This is a genomic window from Pseudomonas sp. PVC-5-1 (assembly GCF_057444345.1).
Map to the genome: position 1 here is coordinate 5,493,592 of NZ_CM172024.1, position 24,326 is coordinate 5,517,917.

The 24,326-nt window shown below is 62.5% G+C and carries 21 protein-coding genes; 7 read left to right on the forward strand and 14 right to left on the reverse strand.

The features are described from left to right. Positions 1-117: 117 nt before the first annotated feature. Positions 118-390 (reverse strand): DUF3077 domain-containing protein, encoded by a 273-nt coding sequence (locus AC2T3R_RS25075; protein ID WP_085615857.1) that lies wholly within the window; start codon positions 388-390, stop codon positions 118-120. Positions 391-915: 525 nt separating this feature from the next. On the opposite strand from AC2T3R_RS25075, the gene AC2T3R_RS25080 reads away from it, so the two are divergent. Continuing rightward, complete coding sequence (locus AC2T3R_RS25080; protein WP_410951514.1) at positions 916-1,371, forward strand: REP-associated tyrosine transposase; 456 nt, start codon at positions 916-918, stop codon at positions 1,369-1,371. Positions 1,372-1,477: 106 nt separating this feature from the next. Here AC2T3R_RS25080 and AC2T3R_RS25085 read toward each other — a convergent pair whose 3' ends face one another. The 7 genes from AC2T3R_RS25085 to AC2T3R_RS25115 form a co-directional block, all read right to left on the reverse strand. After that, a complete protein-coding gene (locus AC2T3R_RS25085) occupies positions 1,478-2,371 on the reverse strand; it encodes an ABC transporter permease subunit (protein ID WP_003258560.1) in 894 nt (297 codons plus the stop codon). Next, positions 2,368-3,288, reverse strand: a complete 921-nt coding sequence (locus AC2T3R_RS25090; RefSeq protein ID WP_013974703.1) for an ABC transporter permease subunit — start codon at positions 3,286-3,288, stop codon at positions 2,368-2,370. Before AC2T3R_RS25090 ends, AC2T3R_RS25085 begins: the two co-directional genes overlap by 4 nt. Then, positions 3,285-4,427, reverse strand: a complete 1,143-nt coding sequence (potA, locus tag AC2T3R_RS25095) for a polyamine ABC transporter ATP-binding protein (protein ID WP_013974704.1) — start codon at positions 4,425-4,427, stop codon at positions 3,285-3,287. Before potA ends, AC2T3R_RS25090 begins: the two co-directional genes overlap by 4 nt. Before the next feature lie 71 nt (positions 4,428-4,498). Further along, complete coding sequence (locus AC2T3R_RS25100) at positions 4,499-5,593, reverse strand: polyamine ABC transporter substrate-binding protein (protein WP_486744408.1); 1,095 nt, start codon at positions 5,591-5,593, stop codon at positions 4,499-4,501. 158 nt (positions 5,594-5,751) lie between these two features. Continuing rightward, positions 5,752-6,849 carry a polyamine ABC transporter substrate-binding protein gene (locus tag AC2T3R_RS25105; protein ID WP_039615410.1) on the reverse strand — a complete coding sequence of 366 codons (1,098 nt, stop codon included), beginning with the start codon at positions 6,847-6,849 and terminating at the stop codon, positions 5,752-5,754. Between the two features lie 331 nt (positions 6,850-7,180). Then, the gene (locus AC2T3R_RS25110; RefSeq protein WP_350012862.1) at positions 7,181-8,542 is read right to left on the reverse strand and encodes an aspartate aminotransferase family protein; all 1,362 of its coding nucleotides are present in this window, start codon (positions 8,540-8,542) and stop codon (positions 7,181-7,183) included. A 46-nt stretch (positions 8,543-8,588) separates the two neighbouring features. Further along, positions 8,589-9,947, reverse strand: coding sequence for a glutamine synthetase family protein (locus AC2T3R_RS25115; protein ID WP_013974708.1), 1,359 nt, complete (start codon positions 9,945-9,947; stop codon positions 8,589-8,591). Positions 9,948-9,988: 41 nt separating this feature from the next. Between AC2T3R_RS25115 and AC2T3R_RS25120 the strand changes: the two genes are divergently transcribed. Beyond that, entirely contained in the window at positions 9,989-10,249 is a 261-nt protein-coding gene (locus AC2T3R_RS25120; RefSeq protein ID WP_015272221.1) for a hypothetical protein, read from the forward strand. Between the two features lie 272 nt (positions 10,250-10,521). Beyond that, positions 10,522-11,898, forward strand: coding sequence for a glutamine synthetase family protein (locus AC2T3R_RS25125; RefSeq protein WP_003259348.1), 1,377 nt, complete (start codon positions 10,522-10,524; stop codon positions 11,896-11,898). A 151-nt stretch (positions 11,899-12,049) separates the two neighbouring features. Here the strand turns inward: AC2T3R_RS25125 and argA are convergent, their stop codons facing one another. Together argA and argE are read right to left on the reverse strand one after the other, a co-directional pair. Further along, positions 12,050-13,348, reverse strand: a complete 1,299-nt coding sequence (argA, locus tag AC2T3R_RS25130; RefSeq protein WP_013974710.1) for an amino-acid N-acetyltransferase — start codon at positions 13,346-13,348, stop codon at positions 12,050-12,052. A gap of 124 nt (positions 13,349-13,472) precedes the next feature. Further along, entirely contained in the window at positions 13,473-14,615 is a 1,143-nt protein-coding gene (gene argE, locus AC2T3R_RS25135) for an acetylornithine deacetylase (protein ID WP_189121443.1), read from the reverse strand. A gap of 220 nt (positions 14,616-14,835) precedes the next feature. On the opposite strand from argE, the gene AC2T3R_RS25140 reads away from it, so the two are divergent. Further along, the gene (locus AC2T3R_RS25140; protein WP_410951509.1) at positions 14,836-16,203 is read left to right on the forward strand and encodes a CYTH domain-containing protein; all 1,368 of its coding nucleotides are present in this window, start codon (positions 14,836-14,838) and stop codon (positions 16,201-16,203) included. Between the two features lie 102 nt (positions 16,204-16,305). Here the strand turns inward: AC2T3R_RS25140 and AC2T3R_RS25145 are convergent, their stop codons facing one another. Further along, complete coding sequence (locus AC2T3R_RS25145; protein ID WP_015272225.1) at positions 16,306-16,776, reverse strand: Lrp/AsnC family transcriptional regulator; 471 nt, start codon at positions 16,774-16,776, stop codon at positions 16,306-16,308. Between the two features lie 126 nt (positions 16,777-16,902). Here AC2T3R_RS25145 and AC2T3R_RS25150 point away from each other — a divergent pair, with 126 nt between their 5' ends. The 3 genes from AC2T3R_RS25150 (at position 16,903) to AC2T3R_RS25160 (ending at position 19,501) form a co-directional block, all read left to right on the forward strand. Then, complete coding sequence (locus tag AC2T3R_RS25150; RefSeq protein WP_410951508.1) at positions 16,903-17,208, forward strand: hypothetical protein; 306 nt, start codon at positions 16,903-16,905, stop codon at positions 17,206-17,208. Positions 17,209-17,411: 203 nt separating this feature from the next. Next, entirely contained in the window at positions 17,412-19,097 is a 1,686-nt protein-coding gene (locus AC2T3R_RS25155) for a GspE/PulE family protein (RefSeq protein WP_367245083.1), read from the forward strand. A gap of 89 nt (positions 19,098-19,186) precedes the next feature. Then, positions 19,187-19,501: a DUF2388 domain-containing protein gene (locus AC2T3R_RS25160; RefSeq protein WP_003259356.1), complete on the forward strand. Its 315-nt coding sequence runs from the start codon at positions 19,187-19,189 to the stop codon at positions 19,499-19,501. A 119-nt stretch (positions 19,502-19,620) separates the two neighbouring features. On the opposite strand, the gene gcvP is transcribed toward AC2T3R_RS25160, so the two are convergent. The 3 genes from gcvP to gcvT all read right to left on the reverse strand — a co-directional run bounded on the left by gcvP (position 19,621) and on the right by gcvT (position 24,207). Continuing rightward, positions 19,621-22,494 carry an aminomethyl-transferring glycine dehydrogenase gene (gcvP, locus tag AC2T3R_RS25165; RefSeq protein WP_486744409.1) on the reverse strand — a complete coding sequence of 958 codons (2,874 nt, stop codon included), beginning with the start codon at positions 22,492-22,494 and terminating at the stop codon, positions 19,621-19,623. 195 nt (positions 22,495-22,689) lie between these two features. After that, on the reverse strand, positions 22,690-23,073 hold the full coding sequence (gene gcvH, locus AC2T3R_RS25170) for a glycine cleavage system protein GcvH (RefSeq protein WP_013974715.1): 384 nt from the start codon (positions 23,071-23,073) through the stop codon (positions 22,690-22,692). A gap of 51 nt (positions 23,074-23,124) precedes the next feature. Continuing rightward, positions 23,125-24,207, reverse strand: a complete 1,083-nt coding sequence (gene gcvT, locus AC2T3R_RS25175) for a glycine cleavage system aminomethyltransferase GcvT (RefSeq protein ID WP_013974716.1) — start codon at positions 24,205-24,207, stop codon at positions 23,125-23,127. Positions 24,208-24,326: the final 119 nt, after the last annotated feature.

Here is a 24,326-nt window from a genome sequence, read left to right on the forward strand (position 1 = left end):
TTCCAGCGCCTGCGTGGGCCTCTTCGCGGGCACGCCCGCTCCCACAGGATGGTCGCCAGCCTCAAGCCTGCGCTGTACCTGTGGGAGCGGGCGTGCCCGCGAAAGGGCCAGTACAGGTCAGAGCTGAACTGAAGCCTTGTTCAGTCCCAGTTCGATGTCATCGATCAGTGCTTTTGCAAAGCCACTGAGAATTCTCGCGGCACTACCAGCCAGCCGGTCATTTTCCATCTCGGCTTCGGTCGTCAGGTGATTGATGCACCCGAGCATTACGGAGAGTTCGGAGAAGGCATGGTTGAAGGGGATATTGGCCTGGACGCGGAAAAGGTCCATGCAGGTTTCTTTACCGACGGTGCTGCTGTTTTTTGGGTGATTTGGAACGTGCGTTGTCATGGTCGGAATCCAATGTCGTTTATGGAACCGCCAGCTCATCTTTCTCACGGATAAGGGGTGGCAGCCGTACGCGGGGTGAGAAAACCGAGGACATTGAACCCGGCCAGGCCGAAGCCTGCCCACGTAGGCCGCCATGACTGGAAGCCTGTTCAACATCGAGCGGGTTTCTCACACCCGGTCACCTTGATTGGCGACTCGACGACGTTATCCCTGGGGCATTTCCCCTACAACAGAGCAGCTTCCACACGGCTCGTAGGATAATTCCCAAGCCGATCCAGCTGAAGCCTTTGGTTTGAGTTGATGAAAAGTCGTACGCCTTCAGGGCCTCTTCGCGGGCATGCCCGCTCCCACAGGAAAGTCGCCAGCCCCAAGCCAGCGCTGTACCTGTGGGAGCGGGCGCGCCCGCGAAGAGGCCGGCACAGCAATGCACAAGCTTCTGCCATATTCAGAAACCATCAGCCACCCGGTAACCCCCGCTTCAGCCACTACCTTTCAAAAGGAGATTCAATTTCAAGGAAGATCACAATGCCACTAGCTGAATCCCACCGACTGCGTCGTGGGCGCTACTCCGAGCCAGGCAGGCTCTACCTGCTGACCACCATCACGCACCAACGAAAACCACTGTTCCATGACTTCGACAATGCTCGCCTGGTGGTCAAACATCTGCGGGTTTCAAATGACATTCAGGATTGCCATTCCCTGGCCTGGGTAGTGATGCCGGACCACCTGCATTGGCTGGTCGAGCTGAAGGAGGTGGCATTGGGAACGTTGATGCGCAAGTTCAAATCACGCACAGCCATTGCGTTACGCAAGGCAGGTGTCAGGCACAAACCGATCTGGCAACCCGGTTACCATGACCATGCGCTGCGGCGGGAAGAGTGTGTGGTGCATACAGCCCGGTACATTGTTGCCAATCCTTTGAGAGCAGGATTGGTCAGGAGTGTCAGGGACTATCCACACTGGGATGCGGTATGGCTTTGAGTCGGCGTTGGGGCCTTCGCGGGCTTGCCCGCTCCCACAAGGACATCACAGCCTTCAGGCTTGTGGTGATCCCTGTGGGAGCGGGCGAGCCCGCGAAAGGGCCAGATCAGGCCGACGCCGCAACCTGCGCCGGGCGCTTCACCTGTGGCTGCGAAGCATTCGCCGCAGCGCCCTCTTCGATCGCCTGCTGAATCGCCTTGCGACGGCGCTCTTCAGCCTGGCGGCTGAAGTACCAGACGAAGAAGGTCACCAGCGACACCGACAGCAGGATCAGGCTGGCCACGGCGTTGATCTCCGGCTTCACGCCCAGGCGCACCGCCGAGAACACTTCCATCGGCAAGGTGGTCGAACCAGGGCCTGAGACGAAGCTGGCCAGTACCAGGTCATCCAGCGACAGGGCGAACGACATCATGCCGCCCGCCGCCAGCGATGGCGCGATCATCGGGATGGTGATCAGGAAGAACACCTTCCACGGCTTGGCACCCAGGTCCATCGCCGCTTCCTCGATCGACAGGTCCAGCTCACGCAGGCGTGCCGACACCACCACCGCCACATACGCGGCACAGAACGTGGTATGGGCGATCCAGATGGTGACGATGCCACGCTCCTGCGGCCAACCGATCATCTGCGCCATGGCCACGAACAGCAGCAACAGCGACAGGCCGGTGATCACCTCGGGCATTACCAACGGCGCGGTGACCAGGCCACCGAACAGCGTGCGTCCCTTGAAGCGGGTAACCCGGGTCAGCACGAACGCCGCCAAGGTACCCAGCGCCACCGCCGCCACCGCCGTGTAGCAGGCGATTTCCAGCGAACGCATCACCGAACCCATCAACTGGGTGTTGTCGAGCAGGCCGACGTACCACTTCACCGACCAGCCACCCCACACCGTCACCAGCTTGGAGGCGTTGAACGAGTAGATCACCAGGATCAGCATCGGCAGGTAGATGAACAGCAAGCCGAGCACCAGCATCAGCTTGGAGAAACTGAAGCGTTTCATGCCCTGCCCTCCATTTCTTTGGCCTGGCTGCGGTTGAACAGCAGGATCGGCACGATCAGGATCGCCAGCATGACCACCGCCAGCGCAGAGGCCACCGGCCAGTCACGGTTGTTGAAGAACTCTTGCCACAGCACCTTGCCGATCATCAGGGTTTCCGGGCCGCCAAGCAGTTCAGGAATCACGAACTCGCCCACCACCGGGATGAACACCAGCATGCAGCCGGCGATGATGCCGTTCTTCGACAGCGGCACGGTGATCTTCCAGAAGCTGTTGAAGGTGCTCGAACCCAGGTCCGAGGCGGCCTCGAGCAGGCTCGGGTCGTGCTTCACCAGGTTGGCGAACAGCGGCAGGATCATGAACGGCAGGTACGAATAGACCACGCCGATGTACACCGCCAGGTTGGTGTTGAGGATCTGCAGCGGCTGGTCGATCAACCCGGTCCACAGCAGGAAGCCGTTGAGCAGGCCGTTGTTGCTGAGAATGCCCATCCAGGCATAGACGCGGATCAGGATCGCGGTCCAGGTCGGCATCATGATCAGCAACAGCAGGACCGTCTGGGTCTCCTTCTTGGCGTTGGCAATGGCATAGGCCATCGGGTAGCCGATCAGCAGGCACAGCAGGGTGCTGAAGAAGGCCATCTTCAGCGAGCCCAGGTAGGCCGAGATATACAGCTCATCCTCGGTCAACAGGCCATAGTTGGCCAGGTTGAGCACCAGCTGCAGCTTGTCTTCGACGTAGCTGTAGATCTCGGTATACGGCGGGATCGCCACGTCGGCTTCGGCGAAGCTGATCTTCAGCACGATGAAGAACGGCAGCATGAAGAACAGGAACAGCCAGATGAACGGCACGCCGATCACCAGGTGCCGCCCCTCCGGGGTAATACGCTGGAAGGCTCGCTTGAGCTTGCGCAGTTTCATGACCGCAGTACCACGCCGCTGTCGTCTTCCCACCACACGTACACTTCATCGCCCCAGGTCGGGCGGGTGCCCTGGCGCTCGGCGTTGGCGACGAACGACTGGACGACCTTGCCGCTCGGCAACTCGACGTAGAACACCGAGTGGCCACCCAGGTAGGCAATGTCGTGAACCTTGCCGCGCGACCAGTTGTGCTCGCAGGTCGGTTGCTGGGTGGTGACCAGCATCTTTTCCGGGCGCAGGGCGTAGGTGATGTGCTTGTCTTCCACCGACGTGGTGATGCCGTGGCCGACATAGATCTTGCGCTCCAGCTCCGGGCTGGCAATGATCGCGTGGCCTTCGGCGTCGTCGACCACTTCACCTTCGAACAGGTTGACGTTGCCGATGAATTCGCACACCAGGCGGCTGGTAGGCGTCTCGTAGATGTCCACCGGCGAGCCGATCTGGGCGATCCAGCCCAGGTGCATGATGGCGATGCGCTGGGCCATGGTCATGGCCTCTTCCTGGTCGTGGGTCACCATCACGCAGGTCACGCCAACGCGCTCGATGATCTCCACCAGTTCCAGCTGCATCTGCGAACGCAGTTTCTTGTCCAGTGCACCCATCGGCTCGTCGAGCAGCAGCAGCTTGGGGCGCTTGGCCAGCGAGCGGGCCAGTGCCACGCGCTGGCGCTGGCCGCCGGACAGCTGGTGCGGCTTGCGCTTGGCGTACTGGGTCATGTGCACCAGCTTGAGCATCTCGGCCACGCGGGCGTCGATCTCGGCCTTGGGCATCTTGTCCTGCTGCAGGCCGAAGGCGATGTTCTGCGCCACGGTCATGTGCGGGAACAGCGCGTAGGACTGGAACATCATGTTGATCGGCCGCTCGTAGGGCGGCATGTCGGTGATGTCGACGCCATCAAGGAAGATCCGCCCTTCGGTCGGGCGTTCGAAGCCGGCCAGCATGCGCAGCAAGGTGGACTTGCCAGAACCGGAGCCCCCCAGCAGGGCGAAGATCTCGCCCTTGCGGATTTCCAGGGACACATCGTCCACGGCTACCGTTTCGTCGAACTTTTTCGTGACCCGGTCGATCTTGACCAGCACCTGCTTGGGTTGCTGGCCACCCTCGAGGGCTTTTTTATAGGCACCGGAGGCAACTGCCATGAGTGAAACTCCCAACAAGATTTTTGTGCCCGCGAGCCCTGTGCTACAGGTGCCGCCACGGGCCTGGATTTTTACTTGCCCGACTTGACCTTGGTCCAGCTACGGGTCATCAGCCGTTGCACCTTGGGTGGCAACTCTGAATTCACGAACATCTTGTTCAGCACTTCCTGCGGTGGGTAAACCGCGGCGTCAGTCCTCACGGCCTGGTCCATCAGGTCGCCAGCCTTGGGGTTCGGGTTGGCGTAACCGACGTAATCACTGACCTGGGCGATAACCTCAGGCTTCAGCAAATAGTTGATGAAGGCATGCGCCTCTTTGACGTTCTTGGCGTCCTTGGGAATCGCCAGCACGTCGAACCAGAGGTTGCCGCCTTCCTTGGGAATGGCGTAGGCCAGGTTCACGCCCTTCTTCGCTTCTTCGGCGCGGGTCTTGGCCTGGAACACATCGCCTGAGAAACCTGCCGCGACGCAGATGTCGCCGTTGGCCAGGTCGGTGATGTACTTGGACGAGTGGAAGTAGGTCACGTACGGGCGTACCGCCAGCAGTTTCTTCTCGGCGGCCTGGTAGTCCTTGGCATTGGTGCTGTTGGGGTCCAGCCCCATGTAGTTGAGCACCGCCGGCAGCATTTCGTCCGCCGAGTCGAGGAAGGCCACGCCGCACTTGGCGAGCTTCTTCATGCTCTCGGGCTCGAACAGCACTGCCCAGGAGTCGATGGTGTCCACGCCCAGCGCGGCCTTCACCTTGTCGACGTTGTAACCGATGCCGTTGGTGCCCCACAGGTAAGGCACGGCGTACTGGTTGCCCGGGTCGTTCCTTTCCAGGCGCTTCATCAGCGCCGGGTCCAGGTTGGAATAATTGGGCAGCAGGTTCTTGTCGAGCTTCTGGAACGCGCCCGCCTTGATCTGCTTGCCGAGGAAATGGTTGGACGGCACTACCACGTCATAGCCGGTATTGCCGGCCAGCAGCTTGCCTTCCAGGGTTTCGTTGGAATCGAACACATCTTGCACGGGCTTGATGCCCGTGGCTTTCTCGAAGTCCGCGAGTGTGGTCGGGCCGATGTAGTCGGACCAGTTGTAGAAGTGCACCGTAGGCGCCGCTTGGACGCTGCATGCCAGCGTCAGGCCCGCTCCAGCCATCAAGGCCTTGCGGAATACAGAAATGGACAAGTGGGTGGTCCTCACAATCAGTGCCTGGGTAGCGACAATGCTGCCGCACACGCAAAACCGGCGCGCAACTTACCTTCGCAGCTTCGATGCCGCAATCATCAATTGCCTTTCACTGGCTCTGGGCCGGGATTCCCCGGCCCAGAGGTACCGCATCGGGCTTATTTGCCCGACTTGATCTTGGTCCAGCTGCGGGTGATCACACGCTGGGCAGAAGCTTCAGGCGCAGCGATCGCGTACAGCTGCTTCTTCACTTCAGCTGGTGGATAGATGCTCGGATCGCTGGTGATTTCCTTGTCCACGAACTGGGTGGCGGCAGCGTTGCCGTTCGGGAAGCGCACGGCGTTGGTGATCTCGGCCATGATTTCCGGCTGCATCAGGAAGTTCATGAACTGGTAGGCAGCGTCTTTATGCTCGGCATCCTTGGGGATGGCGACCATGTCGTAGAAGGTACCGGCACCTTCCTTCGGAATGACGTAGTCCACCTTGACCTTGTCGCCAGCTTCGTGGGCACGGGCCTTGGACTGCTCCAGGTCACCCGAGTAACCGACAGCTACGCAGATGTTGCCGTTGGCCATGTCGCCGATGTACTTGGACGAGTGGAAGTAGGTGATCGAAGGACGGATCTTGAGGAACAGGTCCTCGGCGGCCTTCAGGTCTTCCTTCTTGGTACTGTCGGTCGGCAGGCCCAGGTAGTGCAGAGCAGCCGGCAGCATTTCGGTCGGGGCATCGAGGAAGCTCACGCCGCAGCTCTTGAGCTTGGCGATGTTCTCAGGCTTGAACACCACGTCCCACGAGTCGATCTTGTCCACGCCCAGCGCGGCCTTGACCTTCTCCGGGTTGTAGCCGATACCGATCGAGCCCCACATGTACGGGAAGGCGTGCTTGTTGTCCTTGTCGCTGGCATCGCCAACGGCCTTGAGCAGGTCAGGGTCGAGGTTCTTCCAGTTCGGCAACTTGGAGCGGTCCAGTTCCTCATACACGCCAGCCTTGATCTGCTTGGCCAGGAAGTTGTTGGACGGCACTACGATGTCGTAGCCGGACTTGCCGGCCAGCAGTTTGGCCTCGAGGGTTTCGTTGCTGTCGAATACGTCGTACTTGACCTTGATGCCCGACTGTTTCTCGAACTTGGCGATGGTGTCCGGAGCGATGTAGTCCGACCAGTTGTAGACGTTCAACACCTTGTCTTCAGCCTGAACAGCGGTAGCCATGGCACCCATCAGGGCGGTGGCCAGCAACGTCTTGCCCAATTTATTCATGCGTAATGCTCCAGAATTTTTTATTTAGCCATCTGTTCAGCAGCCAGGACCTACGGTGCAGAGCGCGCGGCGACTGAAACAGTCGCTAGTCTGGCAAGTTACAAGGCTCTGTATCAAGGAAAGCAGGGCCTTGTAACGACTTAATGTCACATCGCGGAGGCCTGAGTGGCTGTTTTGAATATTCAAGTTCGAGTGCAAGGGTTTACTGGGCAAGGCGGCACGACGAGTCGTAGCCAGCTACGGCGAGGAGTGCCAACGCCGCCCAGTAAAGCCTTGTGCCGAAATTGAGTATTCAAAACAGCCATTCAGGCCTCTCCAGCCTAGCAAACTGTCAACGAATCGCTTCGAGCGTCAGGTCCAGGCATTTGCGTGCCTTTTCCACCAGTTCATCGATCTCTGCATGGCTGATCACCAGCGGCGGCGCAATGATCATGGTGTCACCCACCGCACGCATGATCAGGCCGTTTTCGAAGCAGAAGGTGCGGCAGATCATGCCTACGCCCTTGCCTTCGTAACGGCTGCGGGTGGCCTTGTCCTTGACCAGCTCGATCGCGCCGAGCAGGCCCAGGCCGCGTACCTCGCCCACCAGAGGGTGGTCCTGCAGCTCACGCAAACGCTTTTGCAAATAAGGTGCCGCTTCGGTGCGCGCCTTCTCGACGATTTTCTCGTCGCGCAGGATGCGCAGGTTTTCCAGGCCCACCGCCGCCGCTACCGGGTGGCCGGAGTAGGTGAAGCCGTGGTTGAAGTCGCCGCCTTCGCTGAGTACCTGGGCCACGGTGTCACGCACGATCACACCGCCCATGGGGATGTAACCGGAAGTCAGGCCCTTGGCGATGGTCATCAGGTCGGGCTTGAGGTCGTAGTAGTCGGAGCCGAACCACTCGCCGGTACGACCGAAACCGCAGATCACTTCGTCGGCGACGAACAGGATGTCGTACTTGGCGAGGATCTCCTTCACCTTCGGCCAGTAGGTTTCCGGCGGGATGATCACGCCGCCGGCGCCCTGGATCGGCTCGGCGATAAAGGCGGCGACGTTGTCTTCGCCGACTTCGAGGATTTTCTGCTCCAGCTGATCGGCCGCCCACAGCCCGAACTCATCCGGGGTCATGTCGCCGCCTTCGCCGAACCAGTAAGGCTGCGGGATATGCACGATGCCAGGAATCGGCAGGCCGCCCTGCTCGTGCATGCCGCTCATGCCGCCCAGGCTGGCGCCAGCCACGGTGGAGCCGTGGTAGCCGTTGATGCGGCCGATGATGGTCTGCTTCTGTGGCTTGCCTTTCAGCGCCCAGTAATGGCGGACCATGCGCAGCACGGTGTCGTTGCCTTCGGAGCCGGAGCCGGTGAAGAACACATGGGTCATGCCTTGCGGCGCCACGTCGGAGATCGCCTTGGCCAGTTCCAGCGCAGGCGGGTGGGCAGTCTGAAAGAACAGGTTGTAGTACGGCAGCTCGCGCATCTGCTTTTCTGCCGCCTGCACCAGTTCTTCACGGCCATAGCCCACAGCCACGCACCACAGGCCAGCCATGCCGTCGAGGATCTTGTGCCCCTCGCTATCCCACAAATGCACACCCTGGGCCTTGGTGATGATGCGCGGCCCCTTCTCCTTCAGCTGCTTGTAGTCGCTGAAGGGCGCGAGGTGATGCTCCCCGCTCAGGGTTTGCCATTCACGGGTTTGCGGGTTGTTGACGCTCATGTGCTTCTCCGTTGTTCGACAGCCGCGTCCTGCGGCACCAAGTTGATCAGACAGCAAACAGCAGGAACTCACGCTCCCAGGAACTGATGACTCGCTTGAAGTTCTCGTGCTCGGCGCGCTTGGTGGCGACGTAGCCGGTGATGAACTTCTTGCCCAGGTACTGCACCAGTGCACGGCTGTTTTCCATGCGTTCCAGGGCATCTTCGATGGTCAGTGGCAGGCGCAGGTTGCGGCGTTCGTAGCCACGGCCCTGCACCGGCGCGCTGGCGTCGATGCCTTCGACCATGCCGATGTAGCCACACAGCAGGCTGGCGGCGATGGCCAGGTAAGGGTTGGCGTCGGCGCCTGGCAGGCGGTTCTCGACCCGGCGGCTTTGCGGGCCGGCGTCCGGCACGCGCAGGCCGACGGTACGGTTTTCCTCGCCCCATTCCACGTTCACCGGCGCCGAGGTGTCGGGCAGGAAGCGGCGGAACGAGTTGACGTTGGGGGCGAACAGAGGCAATGCCTCGGGGATGAACTTCTGCAGGCCACCGATGTGGTGCAGGAACAGTTCGCTCATGCTGCCGTCGTCGTTGCTGAAGATGTTCTTGCCGGTGGCCACGTCGACCACGCTCTGGTGCAGGTGCATGGCACTGCCTGGCTCACCGGTCATGGGCTTGGCCATGAAAGTGGCGGCCACATTGTGCTTGAGCGCGGCCTCGCGCATGGTGCGCTTGAACACCAGGATCTGGTCGGCCAGGTGCAGAGCGTTGCCATGACGGAAGTTGATCTCCATCTGCGCCGTGCCGTCTTCATGGATCAGCGTGTCGAGGTCCAGCTGCTGCAGTTCGCACCAGTCGTAGACGTCTTCGAACAGCGGGTCGAATTCGTTGGCGGCTTCGATCGAGAACGACTGGCGGCCGGTTTCCGGCCGGCCCGAACGGCCTACCGGGGGCTGCAGCGGGAAGTCCGGGTCTTCGCTGCGCTTGGTCAGGTAGAACTCCATCTCCGGCGCGACGATCGGCTGCCAGCCCTTGTCGGCGTATAGCTTGAGGACTTTCTTCAGCACGTTGCGCGGCGACAGTTCGACCGGGTTGCCCTTCTTGTCGTAGGTGTCGTGGATCACCTGGGCGGTCGGCTCGATGGCCCATGGCACCAGGAACACGGCGTTCTCGTCGGGGCGGCAGATCATGTCGATGTCCGCCGGGTCCAGCAGTTCGTAATAGATGTCGTCGTCGACGTAGTCGCCGGTCACGGTCTGCAGCAGCACGCTCTCAGGCAGGCGCATGCCTTTTTCGGCGATGAACTTGTTGGTAGGCGAAATCTTGCCGCGCGTGATGCCGGTCAGGTCACTGATCATGCATTCGACTTCGGTGATCTTGTGCTCTTTCAACCAATCGGTGAGCTGGTCGAGGTTGTTACTCATAAATACCTCAGGAGGTAAGGTGGTCCGCGCACTGATTCTGGATGGAGTACATTGCTAAAGCAAAAACCCCCGCGCAGAGCCGCAGTGGATACACTGAAAACAAGTGTGTCCGTAATGAGTTCGAAAGGCAGGAAGACGAAACGAAGGGCGGCAAGCCGCTGCGAGGGCAGGTCCGGGAGCACCAAACGTCAATTATTGCGGCCAGGGCGGCCACGCCGTTGACGAAGCTTGCAAAAATGACGGATGTACCCGATGGCACTGCGCAGGCAGTACTTTCAGGTCTCGGCAAGCGGACCATGTGACCCTCGTATTATTGTGTTCTGGGTTGAGACCGAGCTTAGCCTTGTTCATTTTTTTACACAACACCTCCGTAAAAAATAAAACACGGCTGGTCGGAGATAGCCCTTTGCGAGGGAAATAGCGGATAATGGCTTGCCCCGATATGCAGCAAATCTGCCGTCGATGTGCCATTTCAGGGCATCATGGGGTTGGCTTGACATCAGTTTGTCTTTTCGATTGACTGGTCTTGCAAGCCCCCCTTGATTGATATTTTTAACAACAAAGGTGTTGCATCATGTCGGTACCCCCGCGTGCCGTTCAGCTTAACGAAGCGAACGCGTTCCTTAAGGAACATCCTGAGGTTCTCTACGTTGACCTTCTGATTGCAGATATGAATGGTGTGGTGCGTGGCAAGCGCATAGAGCGCACCAGCCTCCACAAGGTTTACGAGAAAGGCATCAACCTGCCTGCCTCCCTCTTCGCCCTGGACATCAACGGTTCCACCGTTGAAAGCACCGGGCTGGGCCTGGACATCGGCGATGCTGACCGCATCTGCTATCCAATCCCTGACACCCTCTGTAACGAGCCGTGGCAAAAGCGCCCTACCGCTCAGCTGCTGATGACCATGCACGAGCTCGAAGGCGAGCCGTTCTTCGCCGACCCGCGTGAAGTGCTGCGTCAGGTGGTGAGCAAGTTCGACGAACTGGGCCTGACCATCTGCGCCGCGTTCGAGCTGGAGTTCTACCTGATCGACCAGGAGAACGTGAACGGCCGCCCGCAGCCGCCGCGCTCGCCAATTTCGGGCAAGCGCCCGCAGTCGACCCAGGTGTACCTGATCGACGACCTCGACGAATACGCCGACTGCCTGCAGGACATCCTGGAAGGCGCGAAGGAGCAAGGCATCCCGGCCGACGCCATCGTCAAGGAAAGCGCCCCAGCGCAGTTCGAAGTCAACCTGCACCACGTGGCCGACCCGCTCAAGGCCTGCGATTACGCGGTACTGCTCAAGCGGTTGATCAAGAACATCGCCTACGACCATGAAATGGACACCACCTTCATGGCCAAGCCCTACCCGGGCCAGGCAGGCAACGGCCTGCATGTACACATTTCCGTGCTGGACAAAGATGGCAACAACATCTTCACCAGCGAGGATCCCGAGCAGAACGCCGCGCTACGTCACGCTGTCGGCGGTGTGCTCGAGACCCTGCCCGCGTCCATGGCGTTCCTTTGCCCGAACGTCAACTCGTACCGCCGCTTCGGCGCGCAGTTCTATGTACCGAACGCGCCAAGCTGGGGCCTGGACAACCGCACCGTGGCCCTGCGCGTGCCGACCGGCTCGCCGGACGCCGTACGCATCGAGCACCGCGTGGCCGGTGCCGACGCCAACCCGTACCTGATGATGGCCGCCGTACTGGCCGGCGTGCACCATGGCCTGACCAACAAGGTAGAGCCGGGTGAGCCGATCGAAGGCAACTCGTACGAGCAGCTGGAGCAGAGCCTGCCGAACAACCTGCGCGATGCCCTGCGCGAGCTGGACGACAGCGAGATCCTGAACAAGTACATCGATCCGAAGTACATCGACATCTTCGTCGCGTGCAAGGAGAGCGAGCTGGAGGAGTTCGAGCACTCGATCTCCGACCTCGAGTACAACTGGTACCTGCATACCGTGTAAACGAAAACGCCGCCCACAAGGGCGGCGTTCTTGTTCGAGATCGGTGTCGCCTGCTTCGCGGGCTTGCCCGCTCCCACAGGGTAGTCACAAGGTCTGAAGCCTGCGGTGTACCTGTGGGAGCGGGCGAGCCCGCGAAGAGGCCGGTACAGGCTTACAGAGGCTTCTCGAAGATTTTCGAATTACGCTGGTAGTTGTACAGCGAAGCCCGCGCCGCTGGCAGCCGCTCGACCCCGCTCGGCGCAAACCCGCGTTCGCGGAACCAGTGCGCGGTACGCGTCGTCAGCACGAACAAGGTGTTCAGCCCCAACTGTCGCGCCCGGCTTTCGATGCGCTCCAGCAGCTCGTCGCCACGCCCGCCATGGCGGTACTCGGGGTTCACCGCCAGGCACGCCAGCTCGCCGGCATCGGAGTCGGCAATCGGGTACAACGCCGCACAGGCGATGATCATGCCTTCGCGCTCGACCACGCTGAACTGCTCGATCTCCCGCTCCAGCACCTCACGCGAACGGCGCACCAGGATGCCCTGCTCTTCCAACGGGCTGATCAGCTCCAGCAAACCGCCCACGTCCTCGATGGTCGCCTCGCGCACCACTTCGAACTGCTCCTGCGACACCAGCGTGCCGCCACCGCCACGGGTGAACAGCTCGGTCAGCAAGGCGCCGTCCTCGGCATAACTGACGATATGGCTGCGCGCCACGCCGCCTTTGCAGGCTTCGGCCGCGGCATCCAGCAATTCGCCCTGGTAATCGCTGCCAAGGCGCTGCAGATGCGGGGCAACCTGCTGCGGGCGCAGCTCACGCACCAGCTTGCCATCGGCATCCAGCAGGCCCGGCTCGGCACCGAACAGCAGCAGCTTGTCGGCACCCAGTTCGATGGCGGCGCGGGTGGCCACGTCTTCGCAGGCCAGGTTGAAGATTTCACCCGTGGGCGAGTAGCCCAGCGGCGACAACAGCACGATGGAGCGCTCGTCGAGCAGGCGGCTGATACCCTTGCGGTCGACCCGACGCACTTCGCCGGTGTGGTGGTAGTCCACGCCTTCGAGCACGCCGATCGGCCGCGCCGTGACCAGGTTGCCGGACGCCACGCGCAGGCGCGAACCCTGCATCGGCGAAGCGGCGATGTCCATCGACAGGCGTGCCTCGATGGCCAGGCGCAGGGCGCCGACGGCATCGATCACGCAGTCCAGGGTGGCGGCATCGGTGATGCGCAGGCCACGGTGGTAGTGCGGGGTCAAGCCGCGATCAGCCAGGCGGCTTTCGATCTGCGGGCGCGAGCCATGCACCAGCACCAGGCGCACGCCCAGGCTGTGCAGCAGCACCAGGTCGTGGACGATGTTGCCGAAATTAGGGTGTTCCACCCCATCGCCAGGGAGCATGACCACGAAGGTGCAGTCGCGATGGGCATTGATATACGGGGAGGCATGACGCAGCCAGTTGACGTAGTCGGGCATGACAGGGCCTGTGGATAAGTGGACGGAGAACGGCGATACAGGGGGCGTTCAGGATCATCGTCGGAACAGGCTTGCGGTCACGCGCGGTCTCCTCTAGGCAGGAACGAAACAGTTCGGTTGACGTTTAGTCCAGGCAATAGTGCCGGATCAGGTCACGCAATAGACGCACGGTAGGCTCGATTCGTGACATTTCCAGGTATTCGCCGGGCTGGTGGGCACAGGCGATGTCGCCGGGGCCCAGCACGATGGTCTGGCAACCCAGTTGCTGAAGATAAGGCGCTTCGGTGCCGAACGCCACCGCTTCGGCGCGATGGCCGGTCAGGCGCTCCGCCACTTGCACCAGCTCGGCGTCGGCTGCCTGCTCGAACGGCGGCACCTCCGGGAACAGCGGCGCATAGTCGATGCGCACCTCAAAGCGCTCTGCCACCGGCATCAGCTTGGCGCGAATGGCCGCGCGCAGTTGCTCCACATCCATGCCTGGCAGCGGGCGCAGGTCGAACTCCAAGGCACATTGGCCGCAGATACGGTTGGGGTTGTCGCCGCCGTGGATACAACCGAAATTCATGGTCGGGGTCGGTACGGTGAACTGCGGGTTGCGGTAGGTTTGCTGCCATTGCTGGCGCAACCCCATCAGCTCGCCCATCACTGCGTGCATGGCCTCCAAGGCGCTGCGGCCCAGGCTTGGGTCCGAGGAGTGGCCGCTGCGCCCGAGGATGTCGATGCGGTCCATGAGGATGCCTTTGTGCATGCGGATCGGCCGCAGCCCGGTGGGCTCGCCGATCACCGCCGCACGGCCGAGCGGCTGGCCAGCCTCGGCAAGGGCACGGGCCCCGGACATGGAGCTTTCTTCGTCACAGGTAGCGAGGATCAGCAGCGGCTGCTTGAAATCGTGCTCCAGCAATGGGATGACCGCTTCGATGACCAGGGCGAAGAAGCCCTTCATGTCACAGCTGCCCAGGCCGACCCAGCGGCCGTCGGTTTCGGTCAGTTTCAGCGGGTCGCTGGCCCACAGCTGTTCGTCGTAGGGTACGGTGTCGCTGTGCCCCGCCAGCACCAGGCCACCCGGGCCGGTGCCACGGCTGGCCAGCAGGTTGAACTTGCCGGGGCTGACCTGCTGGATGTCGCACTTGAAACCCAGGTCACCCAGCCAGCCGGCCAGCAGGTCGATGACCTGGCGATTGGACTGGTCCAGCGCAGGCTGGGTGCAACTGACCGAGGGCGCGGCGATCAGGGCGGCGAACTGGTCTTTCAGCGTCGGCAACGGCATGCGCGTACTCCTCGGAAGCGTTGCCCATCATAGCAATGCCGTCCAACCGTGTGGACTTCTTCGCGGGCTTGCCCGCTCCCACAGGGATTGCACCGCCCTTGAAAGCGATGCTGTACCTGTGGGAGCGGGCAAGCCCGCGAAGAAGCCAACCACGATCCAACAGACGAGAGCCGACTCCTGTAGACTGCTGGGCAACCACGCCCCCTCCTTCGAGCCTGTGATGCACAAAGAAACCGAACTCAAGCTCCGCGCCAGCCGCGAGACCCTTGCCGCCCTGCGCGAGCACCCTCTGCTGAAAAAGCGCAACAAGTCCGGCTGGCAGACCCGCGAACTGCTCAACCAGTACTTCGACACCCCCGAGCGCGAGCTCTCTGCTGCCCGTGTCGCCCTGCGCCTGCGCCGCGATGGCGAGGCCATCATCCAGACCCTCAAGTGCCGCGGCACCAGCGTGGCCGGCCTGTCCGAGCGCAACGAGCACGAATGGCAGCTGGACAAGGTCAAGCTCGACCTGAAGAAGCTCGACGACAGCTGCTGGCCCGCGCAACTGGCCAACCTGGACAAAAAGACCATCAAGCCGCTGTTCACCACTGACTTCAGCCGTGAATACGCCGAAATCGCCTGGGGCCGTGGCAAGAGCAAGGTGGTGATCGAGGCCGCACTGGACCAGGGTTTCGTGATCGCCGGCAAGCGCAAGGAAGAAATCTGCGAGCTGGAACTGGAACTGCGTGAAGGTGAGCCGCAGGCACTGCTGGAACTGGCCGCCGAGCTGGCCGCCAGCCTGCCGCTGATGCCATGTGACATCAGCAAGGCCGAGCGTGGCTACCGCCTGCTGGAGCCGGACAGCTACGAGCTGGGCCTGCCGCACACCGAGCTGGAAGCCGAAATGGCCGTAGACGACGCCTACGCCGCACTGGCCTGGCAACTGCTGGGCAGCAGCCAGCGCCTGGCCGAGCAATACCGCCACAACGGCCACTGGCGCCTGCTGCAGGACTGGGTCGAGTGCCTGAGCGAGCTGCGTGCCATTACCGCCAGCCTGGGCCAGGCCGCGCCACGCGCCAACACCCGTGACCTGCGCAGCAGCCTGGACGCCGTGCTCGAAGACTGGCGCCCGCTGGTGCAGGCCGGTAACGAAGACGAAGATATCCGCCGCGCCGCCCCCGAGCAGTTCGCCGAAGAACTGGAAGACGTGCGCTGGGGCCAGTTCTCGCTGGAAACCTCGCGCTGGCTGCTGGCCCGTGCCTGGACCGTGGAGCGCAAAGGCCGTGGCGAGCGCCAGGGCAAGGCGCAGCTGGCAAGCTGGCTGGCGCACCTGCTGGGCGAAGAAGGCCGAGCGTTGAAGCTGCCGCTGTACACCCAGCGGCCGGAAGACCTGGCCGAGCAACTGCCGCGTATCGAGCAGCTGCTGGCCTGGCTGCACCATGCTCGTCAGGTGCTGGAAGCGCCCCAGATGGACCGCCTGTATGGCGACCTGAAGAAGCTACATGAGCTGGCTGAGCAGCCGATCAGCGATGAAGTACTGGAAGCGCGTATCGAGCAGGCTCGGGCGGTGGATCAGAGCCGCGGCTGGAAGCATCTGCTCAAGGCGTGATACCGCGTCGCATTCTTCGCGGGCTTGCCCGCTCCCACAGGGAACTGCACAAGGCCTGGGCCTGCACAGCACCTGTGGGAGCGGGCGAGCCCGCGAATGGCCTCAACGCGACAGTGGCAGGCTGGTGGTGGACTTGATCTCCGACAGCGCCACGATCGAGTTCACCTCCTGTATCCCCGGCACGTTCGACAGCTTTTCGAAGAAGAATCGTTCATAAGCCTCGATATCCGGGGTGACGATGCGCAACAGAAAGTCCACCGACCCCATCAGCACATAACACTCCAGCACCTCCGGAAACCCGCGGATTGCGTCGGTGAACTCGGTGAAGTTGGAGCGCCCGTGGGCGTTCAGTTTCACCTCGGCGAATATCTGCGTGTTCAGGCCGACCTTCTTGCGGTCCAGCAAGGTCACCTGCCCACGAATCACACCCTCCTCCTTCAACCGTTGGATACGCCGCCAGCACGGCGATTGCGACAGCCCCACGCGTTCGGCGATCTGCGCGCTGGACAGAGAAGCGTCCTCCTGCAGCAGTTCGAGGATACGGCGGTCGTAGGCGTCCAGCTCGCTGTGCATCAATAATTCTCCTGAACAGCACTTCATGAATAGAACAATTCGCCAATACAGCGAAATGATCAAATCATAGCGAAAAAATACCGCCACTAACGTGCAAGAATTTCTCCAACATTTGCGGAGACCAGCATGAACGCACAGCCCCGTACCGACGCCTGGGCCGCCAGCAGCGCCCACAGCACCGTGCACTATCGCCTGCAGGCCGAGGCCGAGCCTGACAGCCTGTGCCGGGTACTAAACCTGTTTGCCCTGCAGTTCCTGACCCCGCACAGCGTGCAGGTCAGTCAGCAGGACGACTGGCTGGATATCGAGGTCGGCATCGGCGGCCTGAGCTGGCACCGGGCCGAGGTGATTGCGCAAAAACTGCGTAACCTGGTGTGTGTGGGTGAGGTGAGCCTGAGCAAGCTGCAGCGGGTGGAGCTGGCGGTTGTGTAAGCATTTACCGATCCTATCGCCGGCAAGCCGGCTCCCACAGGTACAGCGCAATCTTCGAGCCTGTGGTGGTCCTGTGGGAGCTGGCTTGCCGGCGATAGGGCCAGTACAGGCACAGTAAATTTCCGAAACTTTTCACTTCCGTTAACCTTCCGCCGTCCGGCTAGCCTTGATCAGCACTCCCCTATCAGGCACGGACGCCAATCATGCACACCCCCGACAACCCGGCACTCGACCTCAAGCGCGTGCTCCAGGGCCTGCTCGCCGACCAGCACCTGCACGCCAACGACACCCTGCAGGTACTCGAGCACGCCGCCAATCACCCCACCGCCCACCCGCTGGAACAGATCGCCGCCTGCGCCCTGGAAGACCGCCGACACCCTGGCAAGCCCCTGGACCTGGATCGCCTCTGCCAATGGCTGGCCAACAAGGTCGGCCAGCCCTACCTGCGCATCGACCCGCTGCAACTGGACCTGCCCCAGGTCACCGGCCTGATATCCCCGGCCTTCGCCCAGCGCCACGGCATCCTTATCGTCGCCGCCGACGCCTCCAGCGTCACCGTCGCCAGCGCCCAGCCCTACCAGGACGACTGGCTGGCCGACCTCACCCGCAGCCTGGGCCGGCCGATCCGGCGCGTGCTGGCCAGCCCGCAGCAGGTCCGCCAGGCAGGGCAGTCGTTCCACCGCCTGGCCCAATCGGTAAAGGGCGCGCAACACCAGCAGTCAGCCAGCCTGGGCGAACTCGAACAGCTGCTGGAGCTGGGCAAGCGCCAGGCCGAGGCCAGTGCGGACGACGCGCACATCGTGCATATCGTCGACTGGCTGCTGCAGTACGCCATCGAGCAACGCGCCAGTGATATCCACCTGGAACCACGCCGCGAACTGGGCCAGCTGCGCTACCGCATCGACGGCCTGCTGCACAACGTCTATGCCTTCCCTGCCGGGGTAACCCTGGCGCTGGTCAGCCGCCTGAAACACCTGGGGCGCATGGACGTCGCGGAAAAACGGCGGCCGCAGGATGGCCGGCTGCAAAGCCGCCTGCCTGGCGGCGGCGAGGTGGAACTGCGGCTGTCGACATTGCCGACTCCGTTCGGCGAGAAACTGGTGCTGCGCCTGTTCGACCCGCAACAGTTGCAAGAAGGCTTCGACCGGCTCGGCCTGGACGGGGCGCAACTGGACCAGTGGCAAGGCCTGCTGCGTCATCGTCAGGGCATCATCCTGGTTACCGGCCCCACCGGGTCCGGCAAGACCAGCACGCTTTACGCCAGCCTCAAGCTGCTGGCCACGCCGCAGGTCAACCTGTGCACCATCGAAGACCCGATCGAGCGCCTGGAACCCGCCTTCAACCAGTTGCAGGTGCAACCCGCCCTGGACCTGGGATTCGCCAATGGTGTGCGGGCCATGCTGCGCCAGGACCCGGACATCATCATGATCGGCGAAATCCGTGATCGCGAGACCGCCCTGGTGGCGGTGCAGGCAGCCCTGACCGGGCACCTGGTGCTGTCGACCCTGCATACCAACGACGCCTGTGGCGCGATCACCCGCCTGCAGGAGCTGGGTGTGGCCGACTACCTGATCAAGGCGACGCTGGTGGGGGTCATGGCCCAGCGGCTGGTGCGCACACTGTGCGCGGATTGCCGGGGTGATACAGCGCTGCGCGAAGGGCAGCCATGCCGTACCTGTCGTGGCACGGGGTTCCATGGCCGCACAGGGTTGTTCGAGCTGCTGATACCCAGCGACAGCCTGCGCGCCCTGATAGGCCCGGACAGCGATCTGGCCAGTTTGCGGCGCCAGGCCGTGGCCGATGGCTTGCTCGATCTGCGCCGCTGCGGCGAAGCCAAGGTAGCCTGTGGGCAGACCCGCCTAGAGGAAGTGCTACGGGCCTGTTCCTGAGCAAAAATCCTTTGTATTCAAGGAACTTGCACCCCTGTGGCAGGATCAAACCGCGCATCTTCAACCCTCACCCTTCGAGGTGTTTCAACATGCGTTTCAAAACCGCCATCGCTGCCGCTGCCTTGCTTTCGCTGCCTATCGGCTCGGCCATGGCCGATACCTTCTGGCGTAACGTGATGACTACCGGCGCTACCACGGCATCGAGCTACCTGACTTCCGGGGATCACAAGCTGGTGATGGCGGCGCAGGATGACGCCGGCAGCTTCGTGGCCAGCGAAGGCGCGATCCGTGGGCCGTTCCTCGAAGCGGCGATTCGCCAGGCTCGCGCGGAGAACCCGGGGATGCAGGCTTCCGACATGGAACTGGCCAATGCCATCCTGGCCAAGAATGCGGTAGCCGAGTAACCGCGTCGCCTGCTTCGCGGGTGAACCCGCTCCCACAGGTACTGCACAGTATTCGAAACTTGTACAAGTCCTGTAGGAGCGGGTTTACCCGCGAAGGGGCCGGCACAGGCAAACCACAATTAGCGATACGCCTCCACCGGCACACAAGCACAGAACAGATTCCTGTCCCCATAAACGTTGTCGACCCGGTTCACCGCTGGCCAGTACTTGTGCTGGCGCACGTGAGCACTGGGCGCCACCGCCTGCTCCAGGCTGTAAGGCCTGTCCCACTCCGCCAGCACATCGGCCAGGGTATGCGGCGCATGCTTGAGCGGGTTGTTCTCCGCCGGCCAGTTGCCCTCCTGCACTTCGCCAATTTCCGCCCGAATCGCCAGCATCGCCTCGACGAAGCGGTCCAGTTCAGCCTTCGATTCACTCTCGGTCGGCTCGACCATCAGCGTGCCCGGCACCGGGAACGACATGGTCGGCGCATGGAAGCCATAGTCCATCAGGCGCTTGGCCACGTCCTCTTCACTGATGCCGGTCAGCGCCTTCAGCGGCCGCAGGTCGAGGATGCACTCATGCGCCACCCGCTGGTTGCGCCCGCGGTAGAGCACCGGGAAGGCACCACCCAGCTGGCTGGCCAGGTAATTGGCCGAGAGGATCGCCACCTCGCTGGCATCGGCCAGTTGCGGGCCCATCATGGCTATGTACATCCAGCTGATCGGCAAAATGCTCGCACTGCCCCAGGGCGCAGCACTGACCGCGCTGTTGTTCGGGTCCAGACCGGGTACCGGCACCACCGGGTGGCTGGCGACGAACGGCTTGAGGTGCGCGCGAATGCCGATCGGGCCCATGCCCGGGCCGCCACCACCGTGGGGGATGCAGAAGGTCTTGTGCAGGTTCATGTGTGAAACGTCGGCGCCGATATCCGCCGGACGCGCCAGGCCCACCTGGGCATTGAGGTTGGCACCATCCATATACACTTGGCCACCATGCTGGTGGACCACTTCGCAGATTTCGCGAATCCCCTCCTCGTACACGCCGTGGGTCGATGGGTAAGTGATCATCAGGCACGACAACCGATCCCCGGCCGAGTGGGCCTTGGCCTTGAGGTCGGCTAGGTCAACGTTGCCATCGTCGTCGCAATCGACGATCACCACCTCCATTCCGGCCATTTGCGCCGATGCCGGGTTGGTGCCGTGGGCCGACGACGGGATCAGGCAGAGCGTGCGTTGCGGCTGGTGGCGGTTGCGATGATAGCGGGTAATGGCCATCAGGCCGGCGTACTCGCCCTGGGCGCCGGAGTTGGGCTGCATGCAGATGGCATCGAAGCCGGTAATGGCGCACAGCCAGCTTTCCAGTTCGTCGATCATCGCCTTGTAGCCGGTGGCCTGGGCCGCCGGGGCAAACGGGTGCAGCAGGGCAAAGCCGGGCCAGGTGATGGGGATCATCTCGCTGGTAGCGTTGAGCTTCATGGTGCACGAGCCCAGCGGGATCATCGACTGGTTCAGCGCCAGGTCCTTGTTCTCGAGTTGCTTGAGGTAGCGCAGCATCTCGGTTTCGCTGTGGTGCAGGTTGAACACCGGGTGGGCGAGAAACGGCGTGCGCCGCACCAGGCTGGCAGGGATGCCTTCGGGCAGGGCCAGTTGGTCGAGTGCGGCTATATCCAGGCCGTGATCCACCCCCAGGAAGATATCGAACAGGCGCAACACCGTCTGCTCCGAGCAAGTCTCGTCCAGGCTCACGCCCAGATGCCCGCGGCCAAGGATTCGCAGGTTGATCTGGGCGGCCTCGGCGCTTTCGATGATGGCCGCCTGGGCACCGCCGACGTCCAGGGTAAGGGTGTCGAAGAAGTGCTGGTTGAGGCGCTTGATGCCCTTGGCCTCAAGGCCGGCGGCCAGGATGAAGGTCAGCCGGTGCACGCGCTGGGCAATGCGCTGCAGGCCTTCGGGGCCATGGTATACCGCATAGAAGCCGGCAATGTTGGCCAGCAGCACCTGGGCCGTGCAGATGTTGGAGTTGGCCTTCTCGCGGCGGATATGCTGCTCGCGGGTCTGCAGTGCCATGCGCAGCGCGGTGTTGCCACGGGCATCGCGCGACACGCCGATGATGCGCCCCGGCATGGCTCGCTTGTAGTCATCGCGGCAGGCGAAATAGGCCGCGTGGGGGCCGCCATAGCCCATCGGTACGCCAAAGCGTTGGGTTGAACCCAGCACCACATCGGCTCCCAGCTCCCCAGGCGGTGCCAGCACCACCAGGCTGAGCAGGTCGGCGGCTACGCAGGCCAAGGCATGCTGGCTGTGCAAATGGTCGATCAGCGGGCGCAGGTCGCGCACCTCGCCGTGAGTATCCGGGTACTGCAGCAAGGCCCCGAAAACCGCGTGTTTGCCAAGGTTATCCACAGAGTCGACGATCAGCTCGAAGCCGAAGCCCTCGGCACGGGTCTTGAGTACCGACAGGGTTTGCGGGTGACAGTGCTCATCGGCGAAGAAGGCATTGCTCTTGTTGCGCGCCACCCGCTTGGCCAAGGCCATTGCCTCGGCGGCGGCGGTGGCTTCGTCGAGCAGCGAGGCATTGGCCAGGGCCAGCCCGGTGAGGTCGATGACCATCTGCTGGAAGTTCAGCAGCGCCTCCAGCCGGCCTTGGGCAATCTCGGGCTGATAAGGCGTGTAGGCGGTGTACCAGCCCGGGTTCTCCAGCACGTTGCGCAGGATGACCGTGGGGGTGATGGTGCCGTGGTAGCCCATGCCGATCAGGCTGGTCCAGACCTGGTTCTGCCTGGCGTAACCGGCGAGCTTGGCCAGGGCGGCCTGTTCGTCCAGTGCAGGCGGCAGGTCGAGGGGGCGGTTGAGGCGGATGTCTGGCGGTACGGTCTGCTCGATCAGCTCACTGCGGCTGGCGACACCCAGCGCATTGAGCATGGCCTGCTGCTCCGTGGCATCCGGGCCCAGGTGGCGACGCAGGAATGGGTTGAGCTCTTGCAGTTGATGCAGGGATGGCGACTGGGACATGACGACGCTCTCTTCCTGGAACAGCTCTCATGGAGACTTACAAGTCTAGGAAGGGATTGCCGATTCTGCGGGGAAACTTGTTTTGCAGTACCGCCCTCTTCGCGGGCATGCCCGCTCCCACAGGTCAACCACGAGCCCTGAGGCTGGCGCTACTCCTGTGGGAGCGGGCGTGCCCGCGAAGAAGGCGACGCGGTCTTACTCGCCGATCGCGGCCTTGTAGCCCGCAGCATCCAGCAGCTTGTCCAGCTCGGCCGGGTTGCTTGGCTTCAGCTTGAAAATCCACGAATCGTAAGGTTCTTCGTTGAGCAGCTCAGGGCTGTCTGCCAGCTCTTCGTTGACCGCAATCACTTCGCCACCGACCGGGGCGTAGATGTCCGAAGCGGCCTTGACCGACTCGACCACACCGGCCGCATCGCCAGCGGCGAATACCTTGCCGACTTCGGCCAACTCGACGAACACCACGTCACCCAGGGCTTGCTGGGCGTGGTCGCTGATACCAACAGTCACGGTGCCGTCGGCTTCCAGGCGAGCCCACTCGTGGCTTTCGGCAAAACGCAGTTCGGCGGGGATATTGCTCATGTCTTGAATTCCTCGATTGGCTCAGCGGTACGCCCGCCGGTTAAAAATTGTTCAGATCAGGATCTTGCCGTGGCGCACGAAGGTCGGTTTGACCACCCGCACCGGGTACCACTTGCTGCGAATTTCCACCTCGGCCCGGTCGCCGGTGGCCATGGGCACGCGTGCAAGGGCAATGGACTTGCTCAGCGTAGGCGAGAAACTACCACTGGTGATCTCCCCTTCGCCAATCCCGGCTACACGCACCACCTGGTGGGCACGCAGCACGCCACGCTCTTCCAGCACCAGGCCGACCAGTTTTTCCTGCACGCCGTGCTCGATTTCCGCCAGCAGCCCGGCGCGCCCGATGAAATCGCGCTCGGCCGGCTCCCAGGCGATGCTCCAGCCGAGGTTGGAGGTGAGCGGTGTGTGGTTTTCGTCGATGTCCTGGCCGTACAGGTTCATGCCGGCTTCCAGGCGCAGGGTATCGCGGGCACCAAGGCCGCTGGGGGCGATGCCGGCACCGACCAGGTCGTTGAAGAAGGCCACGGCCTGCTCGCCGGGGAGGATGATCTCCAGGCCGTCTTCACCGGTATAACCGGTGCGGGCAATGAACCAGTCGCCTTCGGCAAAGCCTTCGAAAGGACGCAGTTCGCGGATCAGCGCCGCACGCGAGGGGCTGAGCAGGGCTGCAACCTTTTCCCGAGCATGCGGGCCCTGGATGGCAAGGATGGCCAGGTCTGGGCGGACCTGGAAGTCCACGGCAAAACCGTCACGCTGCTGCTGCAGCCAGTCGAGTACCTTGGCACGGGTGGCGGCGTTGGTGACCAGGCGATAGCCATGCTGTGTGCGGTAGACGATCAGGTCGTCGATCACCCTGCCCTGTTCCTGCAACAGCGGGCTGTACAGCGCCTTGCCGGTGTCGTCGAGGCGGGCCACGTCGTTGGCCAGCAGACGCTGCAACCAGGCAGTGGCGTCGCTACCATCGACATCGATCACGGTCATGTGGGAAACATCGAACACCCCGCAATCGCTGCGCACCTGATGGTGCTCCTCGACCTGCGAGCCATAGTGCAGGGGCATGTCCCAGCCACCGAAATCGACCGTCTTGGCGCCAAGCGCCAGGTGCAGGTCATACAAAAGCGTGCGCTGTCCCATGGGTTTCTCCTTCCGGGCGTGGCGAAGCGGCGGCGGTCGATGACGTCGGGTCGTCAGCTCTTCTTGTGTAGGACCCGCCGCGCGAATGCCGCGCATTGTAGCCGCAAGGGCGCGGGCTG

Bases quoted from the DNA above. Each gene is read 5' to 3' on its own strand.
- AC2T3R_RS25090 (WP_013974703.1), bottom strand. From the start codon at position 3,288: ATGAAACTGCGCAAGCTCAAGCGAGCCTTCCAGCGTATTACCCCGGAG.
- AC2T3R_RS25155 (WP_367245083.1), top strand. From the start codon at position 17,412: ATGCACACCCCCGACAACCCGGCACTCGACCTCAAGCGCGTGCTCCAG.
- argE (WP_189121443.1), bottom strand. From the start codon at position 14,615: ATGCCGTTGCCGACGCTGAAAGACCAGTTCGCCGCCCTGATCGCCGCG.
- gcvH (WP_013974715.1), bottom strand. From the start codon at position 23,073: ATGAGCAATATCCCCGCCGAACTGCGTTTTGCCGAAAGCCACGAGTGG.
- AC2T3R_RS25115 (WP_013974708.1), bottom strand. From the start codon at position 9,947: ATGAGTAACAACCTCGACCAGCTCACCGATTGGTTGAAAGAGCACAAG.
- AC2T3R_RS25110 (WP_350012862.1), bottom strand. From the start codon at position 8,542: ATGAGCGTCAACAACCCGCAAACCCGTGAATGGCAAACCCTGAGCGGG.
- AC2T3R_RS25160 (WP_003259356.1), top strand. From the start codon at position 19,187: ATGCGTTTCAAAACCGCCATCGCTGCCGCTGCCTTGCTTTCGCTGCCT.
- AC2T3R_RS25080 (WP_410951514.1), top strand. From the start codon at position 916: ATGCCACTAGCTGAATCCCACCGACTGCGTCGTGGGCGCTACTCCGAG.
- AC2T3R_RS25140 (WP_410951509.1), top strand. From the start codon at position 14,836: ATGCACAAAGAAACCGAACTCAAGCTCCGCGCCAGCCGCGAGACCCTT.
- gcvT (WP_013974716.1), bottom strand. From the start codon at position 24,207: ATGGGACAGCGCACGCTTTTGTATGACCTGCACCTGGCGCTTGGCGCC.
- AC2T3R_RS25120 (WP_015272221.1), top strand. From the start codon at position 9,989: ATGGAGTACATTGCTAAAGCAAAAACCCCCGCGCAGAGCCGCAGTGGA.
- AC2T3R_RS25075 (WP_085615857.1), bottom strand. From the start codon at position 390: ATGACAACGCACGTTCCAAATCACCCAAAAAACAGCAGCACCGTCGGT.
- gcvP (WP_486744409.1), bottom strand. From the start codon at position 22,494: ATGTCCCAGTCGCCATCCCTGCATCAACTGCAAGAGCTCAACCCATTC.
- AC2T3R_RS25125 (WP_003259348.1), top strand. From the start codon at position 10,522: ATGTCGGTACCCCCGCGTGCCGTTCAGCTTAACGAAGCGAACGCGTTC.
- AC2T3R_RS25150 (WP_410951508.1), top strand. From the start codon at position 16,903: ATGAACGCACAGCCCCGTACCGACGCCTGGGCCGCCAGCAGCGCCCAC.
- argA (WP_013974710.1), bottom strand. From the start codon at position 13,348: ATGCCCGACTACGTCAACTGGCTGCGTCATGCCTCCCCGTATATCAAT.
- potA (WP_013974704.1), bottom strand. From the start codon at position 4,427: ATGGCAGTTGCCTCCGGTGCCTATAAAAAAGCCCTCGAGGGTGGCCAG.
- AC2T3R_RS25145 (WP_015272225.1), bottom strand. From the start codon at position 16,776: ATGCACAGCGAGCTGGACGCCTACGACCGCCGTATCCTCGAACTGCTG.
- AC2T3R_RS25105 (WP_039615410.1), bottom strand. From the start codon at position 6,849: ATGAATAAATTGGGCAAGACGTTGCTGGCCACCGCCCTGATGGGTGCC.
- AC2T3R_RS25085 (WP_003258560.1), bottom strand. From the start codon at position 2,371: ATGAAACGCTTCAGTTTCTCCAAGCTGATGCTGGTGCTCGGCTTGCTG.